A 26,500-nucleotide genomic window follows, 5' to 3' on the forward strand; every position below is an offset into this window, starting at 1 on the left:
AGTCAGGCGGCGGCGGTGACGAGCAATTGCCGGAACGCCGCCGTCGTTGCGGCGACTGCCGCCGCATCGACGCAGCGCGCGTCGTCGCCTTCGACATGGTGAAAGCGATGCACCCCGAACAGCCCGGCCACCGAGGGATAGCCCGCCTTGATGATCGCGGTCAGTTCGCCGGCCGAAATCCGGTCGCTGGCATAGGGCGCCTCGAGACCCGCAAGGCCCGCGAACAGCCGCCGCGCCGCGGGTAGCAGCGGCGGGCTGACCACCAGATAGCGCTGCGAATCGGTGCCGGGAAGCGGTGCAAGGCCGAACAGCCCCTCGTGCCAGTCGCGGGCCGCCAGATTGGCGCCGAGGTGCAGCCAGAAATGCGTTTCGGCGGGTTTGGGCGCGACGGCCTTCAGCGATTCTTCGGCGCCCAGATTTTCATACTCATGTCCGCTGTTGCACAGAAAAGCGATGTCATGGTCCGGAAAGGCCGCCGGCGCCCGGCGCGCGAGGTCGAGCCATGCGGCAACGCCGCCGCCGCGCTCGCCGCCGCAGACGGTCCAGCCCGAGCGCGGAGTCGAGACGACGAGCCAGCGCCGCTTGCCGCGGTCGAGCCGGCCGATGACGTTGAACGCTGCCCGCCGCCCGCCGCGGCCCGCCAGCGTCACGCGCGCGGGCTCGCGCCGCATCGCGGCGGCAAGGAAGGGCGCGGCCTCGGCAGGGGCAAGCAGCCCGACCGGTCCCGCGAACATCGGCGCGCGGCCGTCGGCGTTGAGCGCGATTACCTGTCCGGTCGGGCCGTTGGTGATAATCACCGCCGCCTTTGCGCCGCCCGCGAAGGCGGCGTCGACCGGCGCGCGGACCGGCTTCGACAGCGCCGACGACCAGCGCCCATAGGGCAGGTCGACAAGCGCGAGCGCGCCCGCAAGCGGCGCGTCGGCCTGGCCATGCGCATCGACGCGGACGAGTGGCCCGGATACGCCTCCGTTGGGGGTCGGGGTGACGATCGGCTGCGCGCGCAACGGCGCGCGCGCCTCGCCCAGGGCGATCTCGCACCGCTCCTCATCGAACCAGGGGACGCTGATCGGAACCTTCTCGACCGCGAAACCGGCTCTTTCCAGCTCGGTCGCCAGCCAATGGCCGCAGGCGGTGTCGCCCGCACCGCCCGACTGCTTGTTGCCGAACCCGATATAGGTCGAGAGGTCGGCGGCGATCGCATCCGGCGCGGTCGCCGCATCCACATGCGCCGCAGCTACGATCGGTAACGCCGTCGCCCCGGCCAGAAAGCCGCGCCGCGTGGGTTTCGTCATCTCGCCTCTCCCGCATCCATTCGATCGCCTGCTGTCCGCGCTTGATATTCACTAACGTGTGAGCGTAAGTCGGGTGCAGGACGATGGCAAGCATCGCCGACGGGAGAGACATGTTGATGAAGGATATTGCGGCATTGCGCCGGCATTTCGCCTCGACCCTTTTCCTGCTCGCGGTCGTTGGGGGCAGCACAGCCTTCGCCGCCGAAGCGCCGGCCGCGACGGTCGCCGAGGGTCGCGTTGCGGGCGTCCGCGAGGACGGGCTGCGCGTCTTTCGCGGCATCCCCTATGCCGCGGCGCCGGTCGGCGAACGCCGCTGGCGTCCGCCCGCACCCCCCGCGACGTGGGAGGGGGAACGCCAGGCGCGTGCCTTCGGCGCCGACTGCATCCAGCCTTCCTATCCTGCCGCCAGCGTCTATTTCGAGCCGCCGCGTCCGATGAGCGAGGATTGCCTGACGCTCAATGTATGGGCGCCCGAACGCACCGATGGCGCGCCGGTGATCGTCTGGATCCACGGCGGCGCGCTGCAATTCGGATCGAGCGCCAGCCCGATGTACGACGGCGGCGAATTTGCGAGGCGCGGAATTGTCTTCGTGTCGATCAATTACCGGCTCGGCGTCTTCGGCTGGCTCGCGCATCCCGCGCTCAGCGCCGAATCGGCCGAGGGCGTATCGGGCAATTACGGTCTGCTCGACCAGATCGCGGCGCTGCGATGGGTGCGGCGCAATATCGGCGCGTTCGGCGGCGATCCGGCGAATGTCACCGTGATGGGCGAGTCCGCGGGCGCGCTCAGCGCCACCTATCTGCTCGCCAGCCCGCGCGCGAAGGGGTTGTTCGCGAAAGCGATCGTCCAGAGCACGAACATGCGCGCCGTACCGCATCTCCGCGATGCGGCCTTCGGCATGCCGTCCGCCGAGGCGACCGGAACCGCGCTCGCCGAGAACCTGGGCGCCGCCGACCTCGCGGCGCTCCGCCGCGCCGATCCAGAGGCGCTTGTCGCCGCCGGGCTGCGCGCGCGCTTCACCGCGCAACCGGTGATCGACGGCGCGGTCGTGCCCGCCCAGCTGGTCGATATTTTCGACCGCGGCGAACAGGCGAAGGTGCCCGTGCTCGCGGGCTTCAACAGCGGAGAGGTGCGCAGCCAGCGTGCGCTGGTCCCTCCGGTTCCCGCCGATGCCGTGACCTACGAGGCCGAAATCGCGCGGCGCTACGGCGACCTCGCACCGGCTTACCTGCGGCTCTATCCCGCGTCGCACCGCGAAGAGAGCCTGCTCGCCGCGACGCGCGACGCCGTTTACGGCTGGGCGACCGAGCGGCTCGTGCGGCAACAGGCGCGCGCCGGGCAGCCCGCCTATCTCTATCTTTTCGACCATTGCTACGCCGCAGCGCGTGCGCGGGGCCTCTGCGCCTTTCACGCCGGCGAATTGCCCTTCGCTTTCGGCGTTGCAGGACGTCCGTTCGACGGCCTCTCCAACTGGCCGATGCCGGCCGGTGAAGAGGATCGCGCGCTGGCGCGGCAGATGGTGGGCTATTGGGCGGCGTTCGCCGCGTACGGCACCCCTTCGGCGGACGGTGCGCCGGCATGGCCCGCCTATGGCAAGGCGGAGAATTTCATGCGGTTCGGCGCTCGTCCGGTGGCGGGGCGCGATATGCTGCCGGGCATGTTCGAATTTCAGGAGGAAATCATGCAGCGCCGCCGCAGCGCCGGCGAGCAATGGTTCACCAACATGAGCCCCCTCCAGCACCAAAGACTGATGGATTAGCGCCCGCCGCTATGCTTTACTCGGCGTGCAATGGCCGAGCAGAAACCCCGGTACAAAACCTATGACAGCCCCGCCGGTGGCTGGGGCGCCGCGGCGGCGACCGCGAAGGTTCTGCTCGAACAGAGCGTCGTCACCAAGGGGTCGCGCGCGCTGCTCTCGATGAACCAGCCGGGCGGTTTCAAATGCCCGAGCTGCGCCTTCCCCGATGCGAGCTGTACCAAGAAGCTAGAATTTTGCGAAAATGGTGCAAAGGCGCTCGCGCACGAGGCGACGAAATTCCGTGTGACGCGCGAATTTTTCGCGCAGCACAGCGTGACCGAGTTGATGGAACAGTCGGATTATTGGCTCGAGATGCAGGGCCGGCTGACCGAACCGATGCGTTACGACGCGGCGACCGATCATTATGTGCCGGTCAGCTGGGAGGACGCTTTCGCGCTCATCGGCGGCCATCTCCGCGCGCTCGAAAGCCCCGATCAGGCCGAATTCTACACCTCGGGCCGCACCGCGAACGAGACCGCCTTCCTCTATTCGATCTTCGTGCGCGAATATGGCACCAACAATTTTCCCGATTGTTCGAACATGTGCCATGAACCAACGAGCCGCGGGCTGCCGCCGTCGATCGGGGTCGGCAAGGGCACGGTGATCCTGGGCGACTTCGAACATGCCGAGGCGATTTTCCTGATCGGTCACAACGCCGGGACCAATGCGCCGCGGATGATGACGCCGCTCGTCGAGGCGCGAAAGCGCGGAGTGCCGATCGTCGCGGTCAACCCGATGCCCGAACGCGCGCTGATCAAATTCACCGAGCCGCAGGACATCGTCCAGATGGCGACCTTCGGTTCGACCGAGATCAGCAGCGAATTCGTGCACATCAAGGTCGGCGGCGACCTCGCGCTCCTGAAAGGCATGATGAAGGTGCTGTTCGAGCGCGAGGCGGCGGGCGAGCCGGTGCTCGATCACGCCTTCATCGCCGAACATACGTCGGGTTTCGACGCACTCAAGGCCGATATCGAGGCGCAACACTGGCCCGACCTTGTCGCTGCGGCGGGGATCGACGAGGCGCAGATCCGCCGCTGCGCCGAAATCTATATCGCCTCGAACGCGACGCTCATCTGCTACGGCATGGGCGTGACCCAGCATCAGCAGGGGTCACAGCTCGTCCAGCAGATCGCCAACCTGCTCTTGCTCAAGGGCAATTTCGGCAAGCCCGGCGCGGGCATTTCGCCGATCCGCGGCCATTCGAACGTGCAGGGCGATCGCACCGTCGGCATCGATGAAAAGCCCGGCCAGGCCTATCTCGACCGGGTGCGCGACGTCTTCGGTTTCGAACCGCCGCGCGCGCACGGCCATCATGCGGTCGAGTCGGTGGAGGCGATGCTCGCGGGCACCGCGAAGGTCTTCATCGGCCTCGGCGGCAATTTCGTCCGTGCGGTGCCCGACACCGAGCGGTCCTACGCGGCGATGCGAAAGCTCGACCTGACCGTCGGCATCGCGACCAAGCTCAACCGTGGGCACCTCGTCCACGGCAGGGATGCGCTGATCCTCCCCGTCGTCGCGCGCTCCGAACGCATCGAGACCGCGAAGGGCGAGCAGTTCGTGACGATCGAGGATTCGATGTCGAACGTCACCGCCTCGCGCGGCGTGCTCGACCTCGCGAGCGAGCATCTGTTGCCCGAGACCGAGATCGTCTGCCGGATGGCGATTGCGACATTGCCGGAGAGCAAGGTCGATTGGGCCAGTTATATCGATGATTACGGCCTGATCCGCGACAAGATCGCCGAGGTCTATCCCGCGCTCTACGAAGGATTTTCGGAGCGCATCAAGGCGCCGATGGGGTTTCACCTCGACATTCCGCCGCGCCGCCGCGTCTGGGCGACGCGGGACGGCAAGGCGAATTTTCTCGTCCTGCCGGGGCTCGACGTCAACGCGCCGGTCGCCGATCCCGCCATGTTGCGGCTCGCGACGGTGCGTTCGCACGACCAGTTCAACACGACGATCTACAGCTATAACGACCGCTATCGCGGCGTGTATAACGACCGAATGATCCTCTTCATGAACGCCGACGACATCGCCGATCGGGGACTCGAGGCAGGCGCGAAGGTTGCGCTCGAAACGATCGGAACCGACGGCATCGCGCGCCGTGTCGACGGGCTCACGATCATCGACTATCCGATGTCGCGCGGCTCGGTCGCGGGCTATTATCCCGAACTCAACCCGCTGCTCCCGCTCACCTTCTACGACAAGGTCAGCGGCTGTCCGGCGGCAAAATCGGTCCCCGTGCGCGTCGTCGCGGCGCGCTAGCCCGCCTCGCCCGCCAGCCGGTCGAGATCGGCGGTGTTGTTGATATTGGGCGGCACGAAATCGCATGTCACCGCGTGCGCGCCGATCCGCCGGGCAAAGGCACGCACCGCCAGGTCGCTTTCGTCCTCGATCATCGCCCGCAGCATATCCAGCGCCGAAACCGGCCACAGTCCGATCACCGGCTGGCTGTCCAGAAAGGCGGGCGCGGGTTTGAGCAGCGCGCGCAGATCGGGGGGCAGGCGCACGCAGTCGACCGATACGGTCAGCAACTGGTCGAATCCGCCGGCCGCCGCATGGCCGAGCGCGCCCGCAAAGGCGCCGAGCGGCCCCATGCCAGGGCGTGGCCAGTCGGCGATTCCGCCGTCGCGGCCGACGATGACCAGCGCGTCGCAGTGCGGCGCAAGCGCCGCCGACGCATGATCGAGCAGCGTCCGCCCCTCCAGCATGGCGAGTGCCTTGTCCGACCCGAAGCGGCTCGACCGCCCGCCCGCAAGCACCGCGCCGAGCGTCCTCATGCGATCATCCCGTGCGGATCGCTGAGGATCAGCGCCGAGTCCGTCCGCGCCAGCGCGACGAGCGTCAGCCCCGCCGCCGCCGCGCGCTCCGCCGCAAGGCTCGTCGGCGCCGAGATGGTGACGAGCATCGGGCACCCCGCGCGCACCGTCTTTTCGACGAGCTCATAACTGCACCGCGCCGACAGCAGGATAAAGCCGGTTCCCGGATCGACCCCCGCGCGCGCCATGGCGCCGATCAATTTGTCGAGCGCATTGTGCCGCCCGACATCCTCGCGCACCAGCCCGATCGCGCCGCCCGGCGAACAGAAGGCCGCGGCATGCACCGCGCCCGTCGCGCGCCCGAGCGGCTGATGTTCGCCAAGCGCCGCCAATGCCGCCGCAATGGCGCCACGGTCGGTGGCGATCCGCGCGGTGACAGCGGGCAGGGGGCGCAGCACCTCTTCGATATTCTCGATCCCGCAGAGGCCGCAACTGCTCTCGCTCACCCGTTTGCGCGCGCGCTCGAGCGCGATCGCATTGCGCTCGGGCGGCAACCAGATGCGCAGCGCCCAGCCGCCCTCGATTCGATGCACATCGACCCGCCCGATCTGGCCCGCCGTCTCGATCAGCCCCTCGCCCAGCGCGAAGCCGACCGCATAATCCTCCAGATCGGCGGGAGTCGCCATCATCACCGCATAGGCGATGCCGCCGACCTCGACCGACACCGGCGCCTCAGTTGCAATACTGCGCGTCAGGTCGGCGTCGCCGGGTTCGGCAAGGCCGAGGCGGCGGACGGGGAGGTCGATTGTCTCGCTGGTCATGATTGCACGATAGCCCATCGGTATCGGCTTGTCCCGACCGCGCCGGAGGTGTGGTAGCATTGGGGTGGAAAGCTGCCATTGCATGCTCTCACTTTCGTCATCCCGGGCTTGACCCGGGACCCGCCTTTTCTTCCTGACGACGGCGAAAAGGCAAGGCAGGCCCCGGGTCAAGCCCGGGGTGACGGTAATGGGAATGCCCGCAGCCGGTCAAAACCAGCCACATCCATACCCCGGTCTGTCCCGGAGAAGCGTCCGTCTCACCCCCCACGCAGCCGCTCGACAAGGAAGTCCACAAACACCCGCACCCGCGCCGGCGTGTTCGCGCCGCCCGCGAACACGGCGTGGATCGCCTCGATATCGCCGGGGTTGTAATCCTCCAATATCGGCACCAACGCTCCGGCGGCGATCTGGTCGGCGATGCTGAACGCGCCGACGCGCGCGATGCCGACCCCCGCGGCGGCAAGCTGCCCCAGCGTCTCGCCATTGTTGGCCTCGATATTGCCCTGCACCGACAGGGCGTACTCCCGCTCGCCGTCGCGGAAGGGCCAGACCGGCTCGGCGCGGCGGAAGTTGAAGTTGAGGCAATTATGATCGTGCAGATCCTCGGGGCTACGCGGCGTGCCGTGCGCCGCCAGATAGGCGGGTGAGGCGACGATGACGCGGCGGCTTTCGCCGAGTTTGCGCGCAGTGAGCGGGCTGTCGGCGAGCGGGCCGAAGCGGATCGCGACGTCGGCCTGTCCCGCGGCGATATCGACGAGCCGGTCGGCAAGGCTGATGTCGACGAGGATATGCGGATAGAGTGTCACGAACTCGCCGATCAGCGGCACGATCGTCAGCCGCCCGTGCGCCTGCGCCGCGCTGACGCGCAGCCGCCCGCGCGGCGCGCCCTGATCTGCGATCGCCTGTTCGGCATCGCCCAGATCGGCAAGGATGCGCCGCGCCGCGCGCAGATAGGCCTCGCCCTCGGGGGTCAGCGTCAGCGCGCGCGTCGAACGCAGCAACAGGCGGACGCCCAGCCGCGCCTCGATCCGGTCGATCGTCCGGCTCACCGCCGACGGTGTGAGGCCAAGACAGCGCCCGGCGGCTGAAAAACTCCCTTCGGCGACCGTCGCGGCAAAGACTTCCATCGACCGCGCGCGGTCGCTGCTTCCCTCCATCTTTGCGTTCATTTCAAAAATCCTTCGCTTTGTTCGACGCTACTCCAGCGATGCACGCGCGTCCATCTATGCATTCGACACGCAATCGAAAGGGCAGGAACATGGATTATCGCCAATTGGGATCGTCGGGGCTGCGCGTTCCGGCCTTGAGCTTCGGAACCGGCACCTTCGGCGGGCAGGGACCTTTGTTCAGCGCGTGGGGCACCAGCGATGCGGCCGAGGCGCGGCGTCTGATCGACATCAGCCTCGATGCCGGGGTCACGCTGTTCGACACCGCCGACGTCTATTCGAACGGCGCGTCGGAGGAGATTTTGGGCGAAGCGATCAAGGGGCGCCGCGATGCAGTGCTGATCTCGACCAAGACCGGGCTGCCGACGGGCGACGGGCCGCAGGACTGGGGTGCGTCGCGCAGCCGGCTGATCCGCGCGGTCGAGGATGCGCTCCGCCGGCTCGGCACCGATCATATCGACCTGCTCCAGCTCCACGCCTTCGACGCCTCGACCCCGGTCGAAGAATTGATGGATACGCTCGCGACGCTGATCGCGGCGGGCAAGCTGCGCTACGCCGGCGTCTCCAACTATCCCGGCTGGCAACTCATGAAGGCACAGGCCGCCGCCGACCGGTTCGGCACCCCTCGCTTCGTCGCGCATCAGGTCTATTATTCGCTGATCGGGCGTGCCTATGAAGCCGACCTGATGCCGCTCGCCGCCGATCAGGGTATCGGTGCGCTCGTCTGGAGCCCGCTCGGCTGGGGACGCCTCACCGGCAAGATCGGCCGCGACCGCCCGGTACCCGCGGGCAGCCGCCTCCACGAAACCGAACAGTTCGCGCCGCCGGTCGCCGAAGATTTGCTCTACCGCGTGATCGACGCGCTCGAAGCCGTCGCCGCCGAAACCGGCAAGACGGTGCCGCAGGTCGCGATCAACTGGCTGCTGCGGCGCCCCACCGTGTCGTCGGTGATCATCGGCGCGCGCAACGAGGAGCAGCTTCGCCAGAATCTCGGCGCGGTCGGCTGGGAACTGACCGCCGACCAAGTGGCGGCGCTCGACGCCGCAAGCGATGTCCTGCCGCCCTATCCGCACACACCCTACCGGCAACAGGCGGGCTTCGCGCGCCTCAATCCGCCGCTCGTCTGATCGGAACAACCGACATGAAAATCAACTTTCCCCTCCTTGCGCTCGCCACGGGCGCCTTCGGCATCGGCATCACCGAATTTGCCCCGATGGGGCTGCTCCCCGACATGGCCGAAGGGCTGGGGGTGTCGATCCCCGCCGCCGGTCTGCTCGTCTCGGCCTATGCGCTCGGCGTCATGCTCGGCGCGCCGTTGATGACGCTCACCACCGCTAAGATGAACCGCCGCACGCTGCTGATCGGCCTGATGGCGATCTTCACGCTCGGCAATTTCCTGTCCGCGATTGCGGGCGATTACACGACCTTGATGGTCGCGCGCGTCATCACCTCCTTGAATCACGGCGCCTTCTTCGGCGTCGGTTCGGTCGTCGCGGCGAGCCTCGTCCCGCCCGAAAAGCGCGCCAGCGCGGTCGCGGCGATGTTCATGGGGCTGACGCTCGCCAATGTCATCGGCGTGCCGCTCGCGCCGTGGGTCGGCGAGACGTTCGGCTGGCGCACCGCCTTCGGCGCGATTGCCGTCTGGGGGCTGATTACCATGGCGGCGCTGCGTTTTGCGCTGCCCGATATCGGCCGCGATAGGGGCGGCAACATGCTCGCCGAACTCGGCGTGCTGAAGCGGCGTGAGGTGCTGATCGCGCTTGCGCTCACCGCGATCGGTTCGTCGGCGATGTTCACCGTCTTCACCTATATCGCGCCGATCCTTCGCGACGCGGCGGGGGCGGGGACGCTGTTCGTGACCGCGATGCTTGTCGTCTACGGGCTCGGGCTCACCGTGGGAAACTGGCTCGGCGGCGTCTTCGCCGACAGGTCGATCGACCGCACCCTGATCGTCTCGCTCGCCGGGCTCGCCGCGACGCTCGTCATCTTCGCGGGCGCGATGTTCCAGCCGCTCGCCGCCGCGGTCACCATCTTCGTCTGGGGCGTCGCGACCTTTGCCATCGTCCCGCCGCTCCAGATGCGCGTGATGGAGGCGGCGTCCGACGCGCCCAATCTGGCGTCGGCGGTCAATATAGGTGCCTTCAACCTCGGCAATGCCGTCGGCGCAGCGGTCGGGGGCGGGGTGATCGGCCTTGGGCTCGGCTATCCGGCGGTGTCGTTCGCGGGGGCGGCAATGGCGGTGGCGGGACTCGCGATCGTGCTGGCGACCCGGACGCAAAAGGCACCCGCGCTGGCCAAAGCCTGATGATTGCCATTTCTGCGGCGGGCCCTATGCAATCGGCGGCATGAAAACCCCGATTCTCGCCGTCCTGACTGGCAAGGCGCGCCCCTTTCGCGGCGACGAGCCCAGCGCGATCGGCAAGCTGCCGGTTACCGATGCCGTCGCGGTCGACGCGATGGGGCTCGTCGGCGACGAACAGGCCGACCGTAGCGTCCATGGCGGCATCGACAAGGCGATCCACCATTATCCCGCCGACCATTATGACTGGTGGCGCGGCCAGCTCGGCGCCGCGCCGCTGCTCGATGCGGCGGGCGCGTTCGGCGAGAATATCTCGACCATCGGGCTCGACGAAAACAGCGTCTTCCTCGGCGACCGCTTCCGCCTCGGCAGTGCGCTCGTCGAAGTGACGCAGGCGCGCCAGCCGTGCTGGAAGCTCGACCATCGGTTCGGGACGAAGGGCGTGATGGCGGGGGTGGTGAAGACGCGGCGTTCGGGCTGGTATTACCGCGTGCTCGAACCCGGCACCGTGCGCGCGGGCGACGATCTGGAGCTGGTCGACCGGCCCTATCCCGAATGGCCGCTCGCCTCGCTCTTCGGCCTGCTGATCGGCGGCGAGGCGAAGGATCGCGTCGCCGACCTCCGCGCGCTCCGCGACGTGCCCGTGCTCGCCGAAACATGGAAAGTCCGCCGCGCCAAGCTCGCCGAACAGTTCGGCGCGGATTAGGCGGTCATCGCAAAACGCTTCGGCGGCAACCCGACATGGCGGGTAAAGGCGGTGCTGAACGCGCTCGCCGAGCCATAACCGACGCGCGCGGCAATCTCGTCGAGCTTGCCCGCGCGGCGGCGCAGCAGATCCTTGGCGATGCTCATCCGCCAGCCCTGCAGATATTCCATCGGCGGCACGCCGACGGTGCGTGCAAAGCGCTCGAAAAAGGCCGAGCGCGACAGCGCGGCTTCCTTCGCGAGCGCCGCGACCGTCCACGGCCGCGCGGGCGCCCCGTGGATCTGCCGGATCGCCGCCGCGAGCCGCGGATCGCTTAGGCCGCGCAGCAGCCCCGGCGGCGCGTCGTCGCCCTCGACCGATCGCAGCGCCTCGACGATCAGCACCTCGACCAGCCGCGACAGGATCAGGTCGCATCCCGGCCGCTCTTCGCCCGCCTCTTCGCGCACCAGCCGCACCAGCGTGGCCAGCCGCTCGGCGCCGCGCAGATGGATCAGCGCGGGAAGCTGCGACACCAGCAGCCCGGCGTCGGGCGATTCAAAGACGAAATAGCCGCCGAGCATCGTCACATCGGGCGCGCCCTCGTGCCGGCCGTGGCGCACTTCGCCGGTCAGGTCCGCCGCCGCGTGCGGATCGATCTCGACCGGCTCGGCGGGCTCGAACCCGCCCATGGTGAAGCCCGGCGTCGCGGGCAGGAAGGCGAAATCGCCCGCCTCGATCGTCACCGGATCGGCCCCATCGACCGACAGGCGGCAGCGTCCCTCGGTCACCGTGCAGAACCCCGGATGCCCGAAATCGCCATAGCGCACCGCCCAGCGACCGGCGCCGCTGATAGCTTTCGCAAAGACGGTGCGCGGGCGCAGCAGCGCGATCAGGTCGGACAAGGGATCGGCCATATGGACTATCTCGAATGAAATATGGATTTCAGATTATAGATAGTCCGGTATGCGCCGTCTAGCGTCCTTTCATCACCCCGAGAAAGGAACATCCATGAAAACCATCCTCATCACCGGCTGCTCGTCGGGATATGGTCTTGAAATTGCGCGTCATTTCCACGCGCTCGGCTGAACGTGGTTGCCACCATGCGCAATCCCGCCGCGGCACCTTTGACACCTTCGGACCGTCTCCGCATCCTCCCCCTCGACGTCACCGATCCCTGCAGCATCGCGCTTGCACTCGAACTGGCCGGCCCGATCGACGCCCTCGTCAACAATGCCGGGATCGGCCTGTTCGGCGCGCTCGAACATTCGCCGTTTCAGAAGATCCGCGACATTTTCGAAACCAATACGCTCGGCACGATCGCGATGACGCAGGCGGTGATCCCGCAGATGCGCAATCGCGGTTCGGGCGTCATCGTCAACATCACCTCGTCGGCAACGCTCGCGCCCTTTCCGCTCGCCGCCGCCTATACGGGCAGCAAGACGGCTATCCAGGGTTTCACGCGCAGCCTTGCGCACGAACTGCTGCCGCTCGGCATCGCGGTGAAGCTGGTCGAGCCCGGCTATGGCCCGACGACCGCTTTTGCGCAGAACACCGAGATCCGCCTCGAGGACGTGCTGCCCGAACCCTATTGGTCCTATGCGCAGCCGATCCTCGCGGGCATGGCCGAACCGCCGCTGTTCACGACCGAGGCCGATGTCGCCGAGGCGGTGTGGCAGGCGGTGCACGACCGGAGCGGCCGTCCCCATTTTCCCGCCGGTGCCGATGCGCTCGCGCTGGTCGAATGAGAGCGATCAAGCGGTCGAGCGTTCGTCGAAATGAGCGGGGTCGGCGACTCGGGCTTCGACGACGAGCCGCTCAGCCTGTTCGGCGAGGCGTGCGACCTCACCGGGCGTGAAATGCAGCCCCAGCTTGCTCCGCCGCCAGAGGATGTCGTCGGTCGTACGCGCCCATTCGTGCCGAACCATCCAGCGGACTTCGGCGACGCTCAGCCCATGCGCAATCTCGCCGCCGAGATCGTCCCAGCCCGTCGCCCCCGCCAGCCATTCGCGCGCGTCGGTACCATAGGCCTTGACGATGCGGTCGACCGTCGCGGCGGGAAGAAACGGGTAAGCGAGTTTATATTCGGCCTTCAGTAAGGCGGCGCCATCGGCGGGGAAATCTCCGCCGGGCAGCGGGGCTTTCGCCGTCCAGCGCTTTCCCGAAAGCGCGGAAACATGGGCGGCCAGCCGGTCGACCGCCTCTTCGGCGACATGGCGGTAGCTGGTGATCTTGCCGCCATAGATGGTGAGCAATGGCGCCCCCTCATCCATGTCGAGGTCGATGCGGTATCCGCGCGTCGCCGCCTCGGGGCGTCCCGATCCATCCTCGATCAGCGGCCGGACACCCGAATAGGTCCAGACGACATCGGCAGGGGTTACGGGCGCGCGGAAATAGAGGCTCGCGCCTTCGCAAAGATAGGCGATCTCTTCCGCGCTCGCTTCGGCCTCGCTCGCCGGGCCGTCGTGATCCTGGTCGGTCGTCCCGATCAGCGTGAAGTCGCGTTCATAGGGAATGGCAAAGAAAATGCGCCCGTCGGGAAGCTGGAAGAAATAGGCATAATCATGGTCGAACAATTTTCGCACGACGATATGCGACCCACGGACGAGGCGCATTCGGTGGTCGGGCTCGGCGTCGGCGCGCTGCAGCAGGTCGAGAACCGCCGGCCCCGCGGCATTGACAACGCTTCGGCCGGTGAAGCGATATTGATGGCCCTGATCGCCCACCGCATCGACGACCCAAAGTCCGTCCTCGCAGCGCAGCATTTCGGCGCGCGTTCGCGTTCGCACCCGCGCGCCGCGGTCGGCGGCGTCGCGCGCGTTGAGCGCGACGAGCCGGGCGTCGTCGACCCAGCCGTCCGAATATTCGAAGCCGCGAATATATTGCGGCTGGAGCGGCCCGCCCGCGGCATGGCGGCGCAAGTCGACCGAGCGCGTCGCGGGCAACTTCTCGCGGCCCCCGATATGGTCATAGAGAAACAGCCCGAGCCGCAGCAGCCAGCGCGGGCGCAGCCCGTCGCGATAGGGCAGGACAAAGCGCATCGGATGGATGATATGCGGCGCGATACGCCACAATCGCTCGCGTTCCTTCAGCGCTTCGCGTACCAGGCCGAATTCATAATGTTCGAGATAGCGCAGCCCGCCGTGGATGAGCTTGGTCGATTTCGACGACGTGCCCTGCGCAAGGTCGTCTGCCTCGAGCAGCAGGACCCGCGCGCCGCGCCCCGCGGCATCGCGCGCGACGCCCGCGCCGTTGACGCCGCCGCCGACGACGATGACATCATAAGGGGGCGTGCTGTCGGGCATCATTTTTCCCTATGGCAGCGTTACCCGATTTGCCAAGCTCTCGACATCGTATGCGGCTTACGTATGCGCGTTGCATTCGCAGGGTGCATCCTCCAATTCTGAAAAACTGTCGAAGGGGATTATAGTGAGCGTGAAAGTCGAAACCCTGATCCTGTTCGGCGCGACGGGCGACCTTGCGCAGCGCATGCTCTTTCCCTCGCTCTACAATCTCCACGTCGACGGGCTGCTCGAAGACGCGCTGACGATCGTCGCGTCGGGGCGGTCGAAGATGGATCGCGCGGCGTGTCACCACATGGTGCGCGAAGCGCTGACCGATCATCTGTCCGACGACCGGCTCGACGAAGCGCAGGTTGCGAGCTTTCTGGAACGCGTGGACTATTGTCCGGTCGATGCCGGTGCCGGGACGGGTTACGACGCGCTGGCGGCAATGCTCGGCGACCGGCTCGGCCGCCCGATCGGCGCCTATCTCTCGACCCCGCCGTCGATGTTCGGCCCGATCGCACAGGGCCTCAAGGCCGCGAATATCGCGTGCGCCGAATGCCGCATCGCGATGGAAAAGCCGATCGGCCACGATCTCGCCTCGTCGCGCGCGGTGAATGCCGAGGTCGGCGACGCCTTTGCCGAGGACCGGGTTTTCCGCATCGACCATTATCTCGGCAAGGAAACGGTCCAGAACCTGCTCGCGCTGCGCTTCGCCAACATGCTCTTCGAGCCGCTGTGGAATGCGCAGGCGATCGACCATGTGCAGATCACCGTCGCCGAGACGGTCGGGCTCGAAGGCCGCGTCTCCTATTATGACGGCGTCGGCGCGCTCAAGGACATGGTGCAGAACCATATGCTCCAATTGCTCGCGATCATCGCGATGGAGCCGCCGGCGAGCGTGTCGTCGACCGCGGTGCGCGACGAAAAGGTCAAGCTGCTGCGCTCACTCCGCAAAATGACTGCCGAGGATGTGAAAGCGCACAGCGTGAAAGGCCAGTACACCAGCGGCGCGGTGAACGGCGGCGCGGTCGCGGGCTATGCCGACGAACTCGGCGATCCATCGAACACCGAAACCTTCGTCGCGCTAAAGGCCTATATCGACAATTGGCGCTGGAAGGGCGTGCCCTTTTACCTTCGCACCGGCAAAAGGATGCCGCAGCGCAAGTCCGAAGTGCTGATCCAGTTCAAACCGGTGCCGCACAATATTTTCGCGCGCGTCGGCGCGGGCAAGCTCAACGCGAACAGCATGATCATCAACCTGCAGCCCGAGGAGAATATCCGGGTCAAGGTGATGGCGAAGCAGCCGGGGCTCGACCGCGAGGGCGTGAAGCTCAAAGAAGTGACGATGGACGTCTCGCTCTCGCACAGCTTTGCGGGCGAGCGGCGGCGTATTGCGTACGAACGCCTGCTGCTCGATTTCATCGAGGGCGACCAGACTTTGTTCGTGCGCCGCGACGAGGTCGAGGCGCAGTGGCAGTGGATCGATTCGATCCGCGATGCCTGGGCGGCGATCGATATGGCGCCGCAGAATTACACCGCGGGAAGCTGGGGCCCGTCGAGCGCGATCGCGCTGATCGAACGCGACGGAGCGAGCTGGCATGATTGAGGAGATAAACCCCCTCTCCCCTTGCGGGAGAGGGTTGCGCAGACTTGCCAGCTTGCTGGCTAGTTGTAGCTGGGTGAGGGGTATGCGCTCGCATGGCGAGCGCGCGAGCCCTTGGCTCGCAACCCCTCATCCAACTCCGCCTAGCGCCAAAGGCGCAAGGCTTCGTATCCTTCTCCCGCAAGGGGAGAAGGGATTGAGTATTGCACTATGACTGATCTCCACCCCACCATCGCCGCGGTCACCGACCGCATCACCCGCCGCAGCGCGCCGCGCCGCGCCGCCTATCTCGACCTCATGGACCGCCAGCGCGATGCCGGCACCAACCGCGGCAACCTGTCGTGCGGCAATCTCGCGCACGGCTTCGCGGCGTCGGGCGAGGACAAGCCCGCGATCCGCACCGGCGCAGCGATGAACATCGGCATCGTCACCAGCTATAACGACATGCTGTCGGCGCATCAGCCCTATGGTCGCTATCCCGAGCAGATCAAACTGTTCGCGCGCGAGGTTGGCGTTACCGCGCAGGTCGCCGGCGGCGTTCCCGCGATGTGTGATGGCGTGACGCAGGGGCAGGCGGGCATGGACCTGTCGCTGTTCAGCCGCGACAATATCGCGCAGGGCACGGTGATTGCGCTGAGCCATGCGATGTTCGAGGGCGCACTGCTGCTCGGCATCTGCGACAAGATCGTTCCCGGACTGCTGATCGGCGCGCTGCGCTTCGGTCACCTGCCGCAGATTCTCGTTCCCGCGGGGCCGATGCCTTCGGGGCTCGCGAACAAGGAAAAGCAGCGCGTCCGCCAGCTCTATGCCGAGGGCAAGGCGAGCCGCGACGAGCTGCTCGAGGCCGAAGCCGCGTCCTATCATGGCGCGGGCACCTGCACCTTCTACGGCACCGCGAACTCGAACCAGATGATGATGGAGCTGATGGGGCTGCACATCCCCGGCAGCGCCTTCACCAACCCCGGTACGAAGCTGCGGCAGGAACTGACGCGCGCCGCGACGCACCGGATCGCCGAGATCGGCTGGGACGGCGACGATTATCGCCCGCTTGGTCGCTGCATCGACGAGAAAGCGATCGTCAACGCCGCGATCGGCCTCCTCGCGACCGGCGGCTCGACCAACCATGCGATTCATCTGCCCGCGATCGCCCGCGCGGCGGGGATCGTCATCGACTGGCAGGATTTCGATGAGCTCAGCCACGCGGTGCCTTTGCTCGCGCGCGTCTATCCGAACGGCGCGGGCGACGTGAACAATTTCCACGCCGCGGGCGGGATCGGCTATGTCGTGCGCGAACTGCTCGGTGCGGGATTGCTCCACGGCGACGTGCTGACCGTCGGCGGAACGATGGCCGACTATGCAGCCGAGCCCGTGCTCGTGGATGACGAACTTAACTGGCAGGCGGCGCCCGAAACGAGCCGCGACGATACGATGCTGCGCCCGGTCGCCGCGCCCTTCTCGGCCGATGGCGGGATGCGCCTGCTCGCGGGCAATCTCGGCCGCGCGATCATCAAGACGAGCGCGGTCGCCGAAGACCGCTGGACGATCGAGGCGCCGTGCCGGATCTTCGACGACCAGAACCAGGTGCTGACCGCGTTCAAGGCGGGCGAGCTCGAACGCGACGTCGTCGTCGTCGTCCGCTTCCAGGGCCCGCGTGCCAACGGCATGCCCGAACTGCACAAGCTGACCCCGGCGCTCGGCGTGCTACAGGACAAGGGCTTTCGCGTTGCCTTGCTCACCGACGGCCGCATGTCGGGCGCGAGCGGCAAGGTGCCTGCGGTGATCCACCTCTCGCCCGAAGCCTTGCCCGGCCCCGACGGGGTGAGCGGCCCGCTCGCCTATCTGCAGGACGGCGACATCGTCCGCGTTTGCGCGGTGAAGGGCGAAGTCGTCGCGCTCGTCGACGCAGCTGAATGGGTGGCGCGCCAGCCCGCTGCCGCGCCACCCCCCGCCGTCGGCGTCGGTCGCGAACTCTTCGCGCTGTTTCGCCATCACGCCGACGAGGCGGAAAAGGGCGGCTCGGCAGTGCTCGCGGCGATGGAAACCGTAACTTAATCCGTCGCCCCCGCGAAGGCGGGGGCCGCCACCGGCCTAGCGCCACCCTGCCAACGGCCCCCGCCCTCGCGGGGGCGACGAAGGAAAAAGACATGACCGACCACAGCATCGAACAGATCATGGCGCTCGCCCCCGTCATCCCGGTGATCGTCATCGACCGTGTCGAGGATGCGGTGCCGATGGCCGAGGCGCTCGTCGCGGGCGGGCTCAAGGTGCTCGAGGTGACGATGCGCACCCCCGCCGCGCTCGACGCGATCCGGGCGATGAAGAAGGTCCCGGGCGCCGTCGTCGGCGCGGGCACGGTGCTCAACCCGCGGATGCTCAAGGATGCGATCGACGCGGGCTCCGAATTCATCGTCTCGCCCGGCCTCACCGACAGTCTCGGCGAAGCCGCAGTCGCGAGCGGCGTTCCCTTCCTGCCCGGCGTCGCCAATGCGTCGAACATCATGGCGGGGCTCGACCTCGGCCTCGACAGCTTCAAATTCTTCCCCGCGGCGACGAGCGGCGGCATCCCGGCGCTGAAGGCGCTCGCTGGCCCGTTCGGCGGCATCAATTTCTGCCCGACCGGCGGCATCAGCGCCGCGACCGCGCCCGACTGGCTCGCGCTGGGTCCGGTGCTCTGCGTCGGCGGCAGCTGGGTCGTTCCGTCGGGGCCGCTCGACACGGTCAAGATCGAGGCCTTGGCGCGCGAGGCATCGGCACTTTCGGGCCATTGATTAACCCCATTTTACCTGTCATCGTGCAGGGACAAGGCGGCAATAAGCCGTTGGTGGGGAGATGCGCGTGCCGAGGCCGCAGCCGCATTTGGAAGAAGTTCTGGCGTCCGAACCCGGACCGCATATCGCCGCGCTGTTCGATTTCGACGGCACGATCATCTCGGGCTATTCGGCGACCGCGATGCTGCGCGAGAAATTCCAGCGCCGCGAAATGTCGGTCGAGGAAATCGCCGAGACAGCGAACGTCCTCGCGCAGCACAGTCTCGGCAGCATCGGCTTCTCGGGGCTGATGACCGCCGCGGCGAAGTTCATGAAGGGCGTCGACGAGGAGAGTTTCGTCGAGTTCGGCGAGGAGCTTTACCGAAAGCATATCGCGCGCAAAATCTATCCCGAAACGCGCGCGATCATCGAGGCGCATCAGGCGAAGGGGCACCGCGTCGCGATCATCTCGTCGGCGACGATCTACCAGATCGAGCCGACCGCGCGCGACCTCGGCATCACCGACGTCAAATGCTCGTCGTACGAGATCGAGGATGGGGTCTTCACCGGCGAAATCATCCGTCCGCTCTGTTTCGGCGAGGGCAAGGTGCTCGCCGCCGAAGAACTTGCCGCCGAATATGGCCTCGATCTCGACCAGAGCTTTTTCTATTCGGACAGCGACGACGATATCGAATTGCTCGAACGCGTCGGCAAGCCGCGCCCGCTCAATCCCAACATGAAGCTGAAGGGCATCGCCGACGAACGGAACTGGCCGGTCCAGCGCTTCGCGAGCCGCGGCACGCCGTCGTGGGTCGATTACACGCGCACCATCTATGCCACGGGCTCGCTCGTCGGTGCCTTTGCCGCGGGGCTGCCGATCTGGGCGCTCACGCGTTCGCAGCGCGAGGCGGTCAATTTCTCGATGGGGCTGTTCGGCGATTTCGCAACCGCGATCACCGGCGTCGAGCTCGAGGTCGAGGATGAACGCCACCTCTGGTCGTCGCGCCCGTGCGTCTTCATCTTCAATCACCAGAGCAAGGCCGATGTGATGATCCTCGCCAAGCTCATCCGCCGCGACATGGGCGGGGTAGGGAAGAAAGAGATCAAGGACATCCCCATCCTGGGAAAACTGATGGAATGGGGGGGCACCGTGTTCGTCGACCGCGCCGACGGCAAGAGCGCGATCAAGGCAATGGAGCCGCTGGTTGACGCGATCCAGCAGGAAGGCAAGTCGATCTGCATCGCGCCCGAGGGCACGCGCAGCCTGACGCCGAAGCTCGAACCCTTCAAGAAGGGCGCGTTCCACCTCGCGATGCAGGCGAGGGTGCCGATCGTCCCGATCGTCATCCATAACGCGACCGACGTCGCGCCCAAGAATGAGTTCGTGATGCGCCCCGCGACGGTGCGCGTCACCGTGCTGCCGCCGGTCGATACGTCGAAGTGGACACCGAAGACGATCAGCAACCATGTGCGCGACGTGCGCAACATGTTCCTGCGCACGCTCGGGCAGCCCGAGGAAAGCGTGGCGGAATCGGTCGCGACCGAGACCGCTCCGCCCAAGGAAAAGGCCGCGAAAGCGAAGCCTGAAAAGGTGACTGAGAAGAAGCCTGCCCCAAAGAAAAAGGCGCCGGCGAAAAAGCCGGCCGCGCGCAAGGGAAAGACCGGCTAAGCGGTGGCCGACGGAACGCCCCGCAACCCGATCGTGGCGGAGGAGGCGGCCGACCGGCTTTACATCATCGACGCGCGCAACGGCGTCGAACGGCGCATATTGCTCGACTGGATCCATTCGACCTGTGACGGGTCGGGCGGCGATGACGAGCCTGCCTGGGCGAGCCTCGACATCGAGGACGGCGATCACGCCCTGCCCGTCGATGTTTTACAGGCGCGGCTCGACGGCGCGCCGTCGCGGCTGATCGTGCCGCTGCGCGTCGCGTGGCGCATCCCGGGCTTCGACAAGGACCGGGCGCTCAAATTCCGTCACCTGATTTTCGGCGATCCCCGCCATCCGGGGCCGCTCAGGTCGCGGCTGATCCTGCTCCGCGACCGACGGCGCGCGCAGATTTTGGTGGGCGAGGCGGCAACGCTCGACGCGCTACGCGACCGTTTCTGCGAGCAGACCGGCGGGGGCGACGGCGAGGGGGCGGACAGCCCCGAATTCGCCGGCTTCGTCGCGCGGCAGGCGGCGCTCGCGCTCGATGTCGCCGAGCGCGGGATTCGCGGCACACGCTACAAGGTCCCGCGCTTCGTCGCCGATGGCCTGCGTACCAGTCCCAAATTCCGCGCCGCGCTTGCCGAACTCGCGGAGAAGACGGGCCGCCCCGTCGCGGACCTGTATCGTGAAGCGCGCCCGCTGATGAAAGAGGCCATTGCGCGGCCGTCGGCGCTGTTCCTCGACCTGCGCGCGCGGCTCGACCGCATGATGTTCGGCGGTTACGCGCCCGAGATGGAGATCGACGCGGCCGAGTTGGCCAGGCTTCGCAATATCCTGCGCGAGCATCCGACCGCGATCCTCTTCACGCACAAGACCTATATCGACGGCGCGACGCCCAGCCGGCTGACCTATGAAAAGGACATGCCGATGTTGCACAGCTTCGGCGGCGCCAACCTCGACTTCGCGATCATGGGCGAGTTCTTCCGCCGTTCGGGAATGATCTTCATCCGCCGCAGCTTTCAGGACCAGCCCGTCTACAAGCTGGTGCTGCGCCACTATATCGCCTGGCTGCTCGCCAAGCGCTTTCCGCTGAGCTGGGCGTTCGAGGGGACGCGTTCACGCCTCGGCAAGCTGATGCCGCCCAAATATGGCCTGATGAAATATGTGCTCGATGCGGCGCATGCGACGGGGACGCGCGGCGTGCATTTCGTGCCCTTCGTCACCAGCTTCGACCTGATCCGCGACGTCGAGGAATATGCCGCCGAGCAGACGGGACGGAACAAGAAGCCCGAGAGCCTGTCGTGGTTCATCGGCTATATGAAGAGCCTCAAGGAACCGTCGGGCCGCATCCGCCTCGACATCGGCGAGCCCGTAGTGATCGACACGGCGCCCGGGCCCGACGACAAGCGCGCGCTCGAGCAGATCGCCTTTGCGGTGGCGGTCGAGGCGAACCGCGTCACGCCGCTCACCGTCACGTCGGTGATGTGCCTGATCCTGCTCGGCATGGCGCCGCGCGGCGCGACCTCGGCCGAATTGCTGGGCGCGATCGGCGCGGTGACCGACTGGGCGCGCGCGCGCGGGATAAGGCTCAGCAAGGAACTCGAAAGCGGCGACGATGCCGCGCTGTCCGCCACGGTCGATACGCTCGTCGCGAGCGGGCTGCTGACGCGTTACGAGGCGGGCAGCGAAAATGTCTATTCGATCGACCCCGCCAAACATCCGATGGCGAGTTATTATCGCAACATCATCGCGCATCATTTCCTCGATCGCGCGATGATCGAACTCGCGCTGTTCGAACTGCGTGACGCCGACAGCGGCGATGCGACCGCCGCCTTCTGGACGAAGATCGACCGCCTGCGCGACCTGTTCAAATTCGAATTCTTCTATCCGCCGCGCGATGAGCATCGCGCCGCGATCGAGGCCGAACTGGGGCGCATCGACCCCGTCTGGGACCGCCGCCTCGCGAGCGGCGACCGCGGCATCGCGCAATTGCTCCGCCGGTGCCAGCCGGTCGTCGGCCACGCGATCCTGCTGCCCTTCGCCGAGGCCTATTCGGTCGTCGCCGACCTGCTCGCGCGCGCCAAGCCCGGCGATGCGGTCGATGAAAAGGCGCTGCTCGACGCGGCGCTCGTCGAGGGACGGCAGGCCTATCTGCTCCGCCGGATCAGCAGCGAGGCGGCGATCGGCAAATTGCTCTTTGCCAATGGGCTGTCGCTGATGCGTCACATGGGGCTCGCCGAGGAGGCGACGCCTGACACGCTCGCCGTGCGCCGCGCACTGCTGATGGAACTGCGCGGCCTTGCCAACGTCATGGAAACGATGCGGCTTTCGACCGTCGCGCTTGCGGACCGATTGCCGGGTTCAGGAGAGCGGGCGTGACTTTCCTTCCTTCGTCATTCCCGCGAAAGCGGGAACCCAGTTGCAACGGCAGCTCGCTGGGTTCCCGCTTCCGCGGGAATGACGAGATGTTTTTTGGTTTCAGGGGATAGGTCCAAATGCTCAAACAGCTCAGCGCGCAGGACGCCCAGTTCCTTTATACCCAGACCGCGAACAATCTGACGCACATCATGGGGGTCTATATCTACGACCCCTCGACCGCGCCGGGCGGCTTCGTGCGTTTCAAGGACATCATCCGCCACGTCGAAAGCCGCGTCGACACCTCGCCCTTGTTCAAGCGTCGCCTCCACCGGCTGCCGTTCGACATGGACCATCCCTATTGGGTCGAGGACGAGCATTTCGATATCGAGGCGCATATGAGCCACGCGCGCCTGCCCGAACCCGGCGACTGGCGGCAATTCTGCATCGCGGTGGCGCGTTGGTTCTCGAAGCCGATGGATATGAACCGGCCGCTCTGGGACATCTATATCATCGAGGGGCTCGACCGCATCCCCGGCATTCCGAAGGGCAGCTTTGCGATGCTCCACCGCGTCCACCATGCCGCCGTCGACGGCGCGTCGGGCGCGCACGCCTTTATCGCGATGAGCGATATCGATGCGAAGGGCACGCCCGCGATACCCGAGCCGCCGCCGGTCGAGGAACTGGGCAAGGCGCCATCGAGCGCCGAAACGCTCTCGCGCGCCTGGTCGGCGTCGATGCAGTCGCCGGTCAAATTCATGAACGCGCTGATGAAGATGTCGCCCGCGATCATCTCGTCGGCGCGCAAGTCGATCGCCGAGGGCGGCATGACCGCGGGCGTCCCCGAAACGCGCTTCAACGTCCCCGTCGGCCCGCACAAGATGTTCGACGCGACGACGGTCGCGCTCGCCGACGTCGCCGAAATCCGCAAGAAGGTGCCCGGCGCGACGGTCAACGACGTCGTGCTCACCACCGTCGGCGGCGCGCTGCGCAAATATCTTCAGAAGCATAAGGAATTGCCGAAGGAAAGCCTCGTCGCGGTCGCGCCGGTCAATCTGCGCGGCAAAGGCGGCAAGGCCAGTACGCCGGGCAATCAGGTCTCGGCGATGAGTGTGCCGATCCGCACCGATATCGCCGATCCGCTCGAACGGCTCGCGGCGGTGCGCGACTACACGGTCGAGGCGAAGGAGGCCAAAGCGGGGGTCAGCGCGCGGATCATGACCGACCTGTCGCAGCACATCCCGGGCGCGACGATGGCGGCGGTCGCGCGCCTCGTCACCAGCGAGCGGTTCGCGGTGCGCGGCACCAACCTCTTCATCTCGAACGTCCCCGGCGCGCAGGTGCCGCTGTATCTCGCGGGCGCGCAGCTCGTGCAGCAGCACGGCATGGCGCCGCTCGCGAACAATATGGGGCTGTTCGTCGCGACGCCGAGCTATAACGGCCGCATCGCCTTTTCGATCATCGGCGAACGATCGATCATGCCCGACATCGCTTTTTTCCGCGAATGTATCGACGAAAGTTTCGCCGACCTGATGACGGCGGCGCCGAAACCCGAAAAAGCAAAAGCCGCTACGGCAAAGCCGAAAGCGGCGCCGCAGCCTGCTCCGAAACCCAAGACGAAACCAAAGATGGCGGCCCAAACTGCAACAAAGGACAGGGTGAAACCGGTTGCTAAAGCGAACGCAACCGGCAAGACTCGCAAAAAATAACGATGCTCTCGCAGGACTACCGAATGCTTTTCACCCCGACGCTCAGCGCCGACCGCGACCTTGTGACCGCCCCCGATTATGCCGCCTGGACCAAAGCGGCGCACGAGCATGACCGGAAATCGGGGATGCAGGCGTGGCGCGACGCCGACGAAAGCAAGCATTTCGATTACAGGGCGATCCGCGCGCGGCTCGAAAAGCTGCGCAAGCTGTCGGCGGCGGGCGACGTCAAGGGCCTGCTCTTTGTCCTCAACGAAGGCATCCACGGCAATATCGACGGCATGGGGCACGAGCGGCTGTATCAAAAAGCGCGCTTCGGCACGAAAAAGTTGGTCGAGGATTATGTCGCCGAGGTCGTCGCATCCTTGGACAAGATCGCCGCCGCACGCAGCATCGGCCGCGAGGAAAAGCGCGATTTCTTCCGCCGTGCGCAGCATTGCTATGGCCGCTCGGCGCTCTTGCTCTCGGGTTCGGGCAGCTTCCTTTTCTTCCATATCGGCGTCGTCAAGGCCTTGTGGGAAGAGGGCGTGCTCCCCGCGATCATGTCGGGCGCGAGCGGCGGGTCGATCGTCGCTGCGGTCGTCTGCACGCGCAAGAATGCCGACATCGGCGCCTTCCTCGAAAGCGACCGCCTTGCCAATCCCGACCGCGATCCCGAGGGACGCCGCCTCGCGCCCGACGAGGTACGCGAGCGGCTGGCCGGCCTGATCCCCGACCTGACCTTCCAGGAAGCCTATGAGGTCAGCGGCCGCCATCTCAACGTCTCGGTCGCGCCAGCCGAAAAGCATCAGAACGGCCGCCTGCTCAATGCGATTACCGCGCCGAACGTGCTGATCCGCGAAGCGGTGCTCGCATCGTGCGCGGTCCCCGGCGTCTTTCCGCCGGTGATGCTGATGGCGCGCGACGATGCGGGCGAGCGCGTCCCCTACCAGCCCGACCGGCGCTGGGTCGACGGTTCGGTGACGCACGATATCCCGACCAAGCGGCTCGAACGCCTTTATGGCGTCAACCATCATATCGTCAGCCAGGCGAACCCGATCGCGCTGCCCTTCGCGACCGACACGCGCAAGCAGATGGCGCCGGTCGAGGCGATCCAGCACGCGTCGATGACGACCTTCAAGGCTTGGCTTAACGCCAATATGGTGATTTTTCAGAAGCCGCTCGAGCTGATCCCGCCCCTGAACAGCATCGCCAATATGGCGCGCTCGGTGATCAACCAGGAATATACCGGCGACATCAACATCATACGCCCACCCAAATTCTGGTCGCCGGCGAAGATATTGTCGGATCTGGGGCAGGACGACATCGACGAGCTGATCGACACCGGCATGCGGACCGCCTGGCCGAAGATCGAAATGGTCCGCACCCAGACCGCGATCAGCCGCGCGCTCGAAGCGATACTGGCGAAGATCGACAAGGCGGGGGATGACGGCCCGGGACATCGCAGCGCGGCGCTCAAGAAGGCGGTGCGCTGAATATGACAAGCGGCGCGGTGATCCTGCCCGCCGAATCGGCCGGCGCCGGCGCGAAGCTCCACGTCACCCACTGGCTTCCCGAAGGGCGCCCGCGCGCCATCGTCCTGCTCGCGCACGGCTACGCCGAACATGCCGGGCGTTACGCCCATGTCGCGAAAAGGTTGACCGACGCCGGCTATGCGATCTACGCCGTCGATCATTGGGGGCATGGCCAATCGGATGGGGAGGGCGGCTACGTCCCGCGCTTTTCGGCCTTTCTCGACGGGATGAGCGAACTGCTGACGCTCGTCGAAATCAACCATGGCGATACGCCGCGCCTGCTCCTCGGCCATAGCATGGGCGGGCTGATCGCGACGCTGTTCCTCGTCGAGCGCCAGCAGGCCTTCGTCGCCGCGGCCCTGTCGGGCCCCGCGATCCTGCCCGCCGAGCCGCCGTCGCGCTTTACCGTCTGGATCAGCCGCTTCCTGTCGCGCTTCTTCCCGCGCCTGGGCGTGTTATCGCTCGACGCCAATGGCGTCAGCCGCGATCCGGCGGTAGTCGAGGCCTATCGCGCCGACCCGCTCGTCTATGACGGCAAGATCGGCGCGCGCTTGGGCAAGGAATTCATGGACGCGATGGCGGTCGCACAGGCCGACGCGTCCAAGATCCGCCTGCCGATCCTGATCCAGCACGGCGAGGCCGACCGCCTCACCGCCCCGGCGGGCTCGCGCTATCTCTTTGCGAATGTCGCGTCGAAGGACAAACGGCTCGAAATCTACCCCGGGCTATTCCACGAAATCTACAACGAGCCCGAACAGGGTGCGGTGCTGGGCGATCTGGTCGGATGGTTCGACGCGCATGTGGGGCAGTCCTAAACGGCGT

General features: G+C 66.6%; 20 protein-coding genes. 14 read left to right on the forward strand and 6 right to left on the reverse strand.

Annotated elements, in window-relative coordinates; translation table 11 throughout:
• Window positions 1-2 precede the first annotated feature (2 nt).
• Window positions 3-1,292 (reverse strand): hypothetical protein, encoded by a 1,290-nt coding sequence (locus E5675_RS03660; protein ID WP_136173387.1) that lies wholly within the window; start codon window positions 1,290-1,292, stop codon window positions 3-5.
• 83 nt (window positions 1,293-1,375) lie between these two features.
• On the opposite strand from E5675_RS03660, the gene E5675_RS03665 reads away from it, so the two are divergent.
• Both E5675_RS03665 and E5675_RS03670 read left to right on the forward strand, forming a co-directional pair.
• On the forward strand, window positions 1,376-3,052 hold the full coding sequence (locus E5675_RS03665) for a carboxylesterase family protein (RefSeq protein ID WP_247594769.1): 1,677 nt from the start codon (window positions 1,376-1,378) through the stop codon (window positions 3,050-3,052).
• A gap of 30 nt (window positions 3,053-3,082) precedes the next feature.
• Complete coding sequence (locus E5675_RS03670; protein ID WP_136173388.1) at window positions 3,083-5,353, forward strand: FdhF/YdeP family oxidoreductase; 2,271 nt, start codon at window positions 3,083-3,085, stop codon at window positions 5,351-5,353.
• Here E5675_RS03670 and E5675_RS03675 read toward each other — a convergent pair.
• The 3 genes from E5675_RS03675 to E5675_RS03685 all read right to left on the reverse strand — a co-directional run bounded on the left by E5675_RS03675 (window position 5,350) and on the right by E5675_RS03685 (window position 7,837).
• Window positions 5,350-5,868, reverse strand: a complete 519-nt coding sequence (locus E5675_RS03675; protein ID WP_136173389.1) for a molybdenum cofactor guanylyltransferase — start codon at window positions 5,866-5,868, stop codon at window positions 5,350-5,352. The genes E5675_RS03670 and E5675_RS03675 overlap by 4 nt on opposite strands.
• On the reverse strand, window positions 5,865-6,668 hold the full coding sequence (fdhD, locus tag E5675_RS03680) for a formate dehydrogenase accessory sulfurtransferase FdhD (protein WP_136173390.1): 804 nt from the start codon (window positions 6,666-6,668) through the stop codon (window positions 5,865-5,867). Before fdhD ends, E5675_RS03675 begins: the two co-directional genes overlap by 4 nt.
• Window positions 6,669-6,925: 257 nt before the next feature.
• The gene (locus E5675_RS03685; RefSeq protein WP_136173391.1) at window positions 6,926-7,837 is read right to left on the reverse strand and encodes a LysR family transcriptional regulator; all 912 of its coding nucleotides are present in this window, start codon (window positions 7,835-7,837) and stop codon (window positions 6,926-6,928) included.
• Window positions 7,838-7,926: 89 nt separating this feature from the next.
• Here E5675_RS03685 and E5675_RS03690 point away from each other — a divergent pair, with 89 nt between their 5' ends.
• The 3 genes from E5675_RS03690 to E5675_RS03700 are packed head-to-tail and all read left to right on the forward strand — an operon-like array spanning window position 7,927 to window position 10,839.
• Window positions 7,927-8,961, forward strand: coding sequence for an aldo/keto reductase (locus tag E5675_RS03690; RefSeq protein WP_136173392.1), 1,035 nt, complete (start codon window positions 7,927-7,929; stop codon window positions 8,959-8,961).
• A 14-nt stretch (window positions 8,962-8,975) separates the two neighbouring features.
• Window positions 8,976-10,139 carry an MFS transporter gene (locus tag E5675_RS03695; protein WP_136173393.1) on the forward strand — a complete coding sequence of 388 codons (1,164 nt, stop codon included), beginning with the start codon at window positions 8,976-8,978 and terminating at the stop codon, window positions 10,137-10,139.
• 40 nt (window positions 10,140-10,179) lie between these two features.
• Complete coding sequence (locus E5675_RS03700; protein ID WP_136173394.1) at window positions 10,180-10,839, forward strand: MOSC domain-containing protein; 660 nt, start codon at window positions 10,180-10,182, stop codon at window positions 10,837-10,839.
• On the opposite strand, the gene E5675_RS03705 is transcribed toward E5675_RS03700, so the two are convergent.
• The gene (locus E5675_RS03705; RefSeq protein WP_136173395.1) at window positions 10,836-11,732 is read right to left on the reverse strand and encodes an AraC family transcriptional regulator; all 897 of its coding nucleotides are present in this window, start codon (window positions 11,730-11,732) and stop codon (window positions 10,836-10,838) included. The genes E5675_RS03700 and E5675_RS03705 overlap by 4 nt on opposite strands.
• Before the next feature lie 186 nt (window positions 11,733-11,918).
• On the opposite strand from E5675_RS03705, the gene E5675_RS03710 reads away from it, so the two are divergent.
• Window positions 11,919-12,563: an SDR family NAD(P)-dependent oxidoreductase gene (locus E5675_RS03710; RefSeq protein WP_348769821.1), complete on the forward strand. Its 645-nt coding sequence runs from the start codon at window positions 11,919-11,921 to the stop codon at window positions 12,561-12,563.
• Window positions 12,564-12,569: 6 nt separating this feature from the next.
• Here E5675_RS03710 and glpD read toward each other — a convergent pair whose 3' ends face one another.
• On the reverse strand, window positions 12,570-14,120 hold the full coding sequence (gene glpD, locus E5675_RS03715) for a glycerol-3-phosphate dehydrogenase (protein WP_136176323.1): 1,551 nt from the start codon (window positions 14,118-14,120) through the stop codon (window positions 12,570-12,572).
• Window positions 14,121-14,304: 184 nt separating this feature from the next.
• Between glpD and zwf the strand changes: the two genes are divergently transcribed.
• The 8 genes from zwf to E5675_RS03755 all read left to right on the forward strand — a co-directional run bounded on the left by zwf (window position 14,305) and on the right by E5675_RS03755 (window position 26,493).
• On the forward strand, window positions 14,305-15,708 hold the full coding sequence (gene zwf / locus E5675_RS03720) for a glucose-6-phosphate dehydrogenase (RefSeq protein ID WP_247594867.1): 1,404 nt from the start codon (window positions 14,305-14,307) through the stop codon (window positions 15,706-15,708).
• Between the two features lie 207 nt (window positions 15,709-15,915).
• Window positions 15,916-17,757 carry a phosphogluconate dehydratase gene (gene edd, locus E5675_RS03725; RefSeq protein WP_136173397.1) on the forward strand — a complete coding sequence of 614 codons (1,842 nt, stop codon included), beginning with the start codon at window positions 15,916-15,918 and terminating at the stop codon, window positions 17,755-17,757.
• Between the two features lie 92 nt (window positions 17,758-17,849).
• Window positions 17,850-18,473, forward strand: a complete 624-nt coding sequence (gene eda, locus E5675_RS03730; RefSeq protein ID WP_136173398.1) for a bifunctional 4-hydroxy-2-oxoglutarate aldolase/2-dehydro-3-deoxy-phosphogluconate aldolase — start codon at window positions 17,850-17,852, stop codon at window positions 18,471-18,473.
• Window positions 18,474-18,534: 61 nt separating this feature from the next.
• A complete protein-coding gene (locus E5675_RS03735) occupies window positions 18,535-20,121 on the forward strand; it encodes an HAD-IB family hydrolase (protein WP_136173399.1) in 1,587 nt (528 codons plus the stop codon).
• Between the two features lie 3 nt (window positions 20,122-20,124).
• Window positions 20,125-22,482: a glycerol-3-phosphate 1-O-acyltransferase gene (locus E5675_RS03740; protein WP_136173400.1), complete on the forward strand. Its 2,358-nt coding sequence runs from the start codon at window positions 20,125-20,127 to the stop codon at window positions 22,480-22,482.
• 116 nt (window positions 22,483-22,598) lie between these two features.
• The gene (locus E5675_RS03745; protein ID WP_136173401.1) at window positions 22,599-24,167 is read left to right on the forward strand and encodes a wax ester/triacylglycerol synthase family O-acyltransferase; all 1,569 of its coding nucleotides are present in this window, start codon (window positions 22,599-22,601) and stop codon (window positions 24,165-24,167) included.
• A 23-nt stretch (window positions 24,168-24,190) separates the two neighbouring features.
• On the forward strand, window positions 24,191-25,639 hold the full coding sequence (locus E5675_RS03750) for a DUF3336 domain-containing protein (RefSeq protein ID WP_136173402.1): 1,449 nt from the start codon (window positions 24,191-24,193) through the stop codon (window positions 25,637-25,639).
• Window positions 25,640-25,641: 2 nt separating this feature from the next.
• A complete protein-coding gene (locus tag E5675_RS03755; protein WP_136173403.1) occupies window positions 25,642-26,493 on the forward strand; it encodes an alpha/beta hydrolase in 852 nt (283 codons plus the stop codon).
• Window positions 26,494-26,500 lie beyond the last annotated feature (7 nt).

This window comes from Sphingopyxis sp. PAMC25046 (assembly GCF_004795895.1).
Taxonomy (GTDB): domain Bacteria; phylum Pseudomonadota; class Alphaproteobacteria; order Sphingomonadales; family Sphingomonadaceae; genus Sphingopyxis.

What these genes read in the sequence shown, in the direction of transcription:
- E5675_RS03660 (WP_136173387.1), bottom strand. Translation starts at nt 1,292, where the DNA reads ATGACGAAACCCACGCGGCGCGGCTTTCTGGCCGGGGCGACGGCGTTA.
- E5675_RS03665 (WP_247594769.1), top strand. Translation starts at nt 1,376, where the DNA reads ATGGCAAGCATCGCCGACGGGAGAGACATGTTGATGAAGGATATTGCG.
- E5675_RS03670 (WP_136173388.1), top strand. Translation starts at nt 3,083, where the DNA reads ATGGCCGAGCAGAAACCCCGGTACAAAACCTATGACAGCCCCGCCGGT.
- E5675_RS03675 (WP_136173389.1), bottom strand. Translation starts at nt 5,868, where the DNA reads ATGAGGACGCTCGGCGCGGTGCTTGCGGGCGGGCGGTCGAGCCGCTTC.
- fdhD (WP_136173390.1), bottom strand. Translation starts at nt 6,668, where the DNA reads ATGACCAGCGAGACAATCGACCTCCCCGTCCGCCGCCTCGGCCTTGCC.
- E5675_RS03685 (WP_136173391.1), bottom strand. Translation starts at nt 7,837, where the DNA reads ATGAACGCAAAGATGGAGGGAAGCAGCGACCGCGCGCGGTCGATGGAA.
- E5675_RS03690 (WP_136173392.1), top strand. Translation starts at nt 7,927, where the DNA reads ATGGATTATCGCCAATTGGGATCGTCGGGGCTGCGCGTTCCGGCCTTG.
- E5675_RS03695 (WP_136173393.1), top strand. Translation starts at nt 8,976, where the DNA reads ATGAAAATCAACTTTCCCCTCCTTGCGCTCGCCACGGGCGCCTTCGGC.
- E5675_RS03700 (WP_136173394.1), top strand. Translation starts at nt 10,180, where the DNA reads ATGAAAACCCCGATTCTCGCCGTCCTGACTGGCAAGGCGCGCCCCTTT.
- E5675_RS03705 (WP_136173395.1), bottom strand. Translation starts at nt 11,732, where the DNA reads ATGGCCGATCCCTTGTCCGACCTGATCGCGCTGCTGCGCCCGCGCACC.
- E5675_RS03710 (WP_348769821.1), top strand. Translation starts at nt 11,919, where the DNA reads ATGCGCAATCCCGCCGCGGCACCTTTGACACCTTCGGACCGTCTCCGC.
- glpD (WP_136176323.1), bottom strand. Translation starts at nt 14,120, where the DNA reads ATGCCCGACAGCACGCCCCCTTATGATGTCATCGTCGTCGGCGGCGGC.
- zwf (WP_247594867.1), top strand. Translation starts at nt 14,305, where the DNA reads ATGCTCTTTCCCTCGCTCTACAATCTCCACGTCGACGGGCTGCTCGAA.
- edd (WP_136173397.1), top strand. Translation starts at nt 15,916, where the DNA reads ATGACTGATCTCCACCCCACCATCGCCGCGGTCACCGACCGCATCACC.
- eda (WP_136173398.1), top strand. Translation starts at nt 17,850, where the DNA reads ATGACCGACCACAGCATCGAACAGATCATGGCGCTCGCCCCCGTCATC.
- E5675_RS03735 (WP_136173399.1), top strand. Translation starts at nt 18,535, where the DNA reads ATGCGCGTGCCGAGGCCGCAGCCGCATTTGGAAGAAGTTCTGGCGTCC.
- E5675_RS03745 (WP_136173401.1), top strand. Translation starts at nt 22,599, where the DNA reads ATGCTCAAACAGCTCAGCGCGCAGGACGCCCAGTTCCTTTATACCCAG.
- E5675_RS03750 (WP_136173402.1), top strand. Translation starts at nt 24,191, where the DNA reads ATGCTTTTCACCCCGACGCTCAGCGCCGACCGCGACCTTGTGACCGCC.
- E5675_RS03755 (WP_136173403.1), top strand. Translation starts at nt 25,642, where the DNA reads ATGACAAGCGGCGCGGTGATCCTGCCCGCCGAATCGGCCGGCGCCGGC.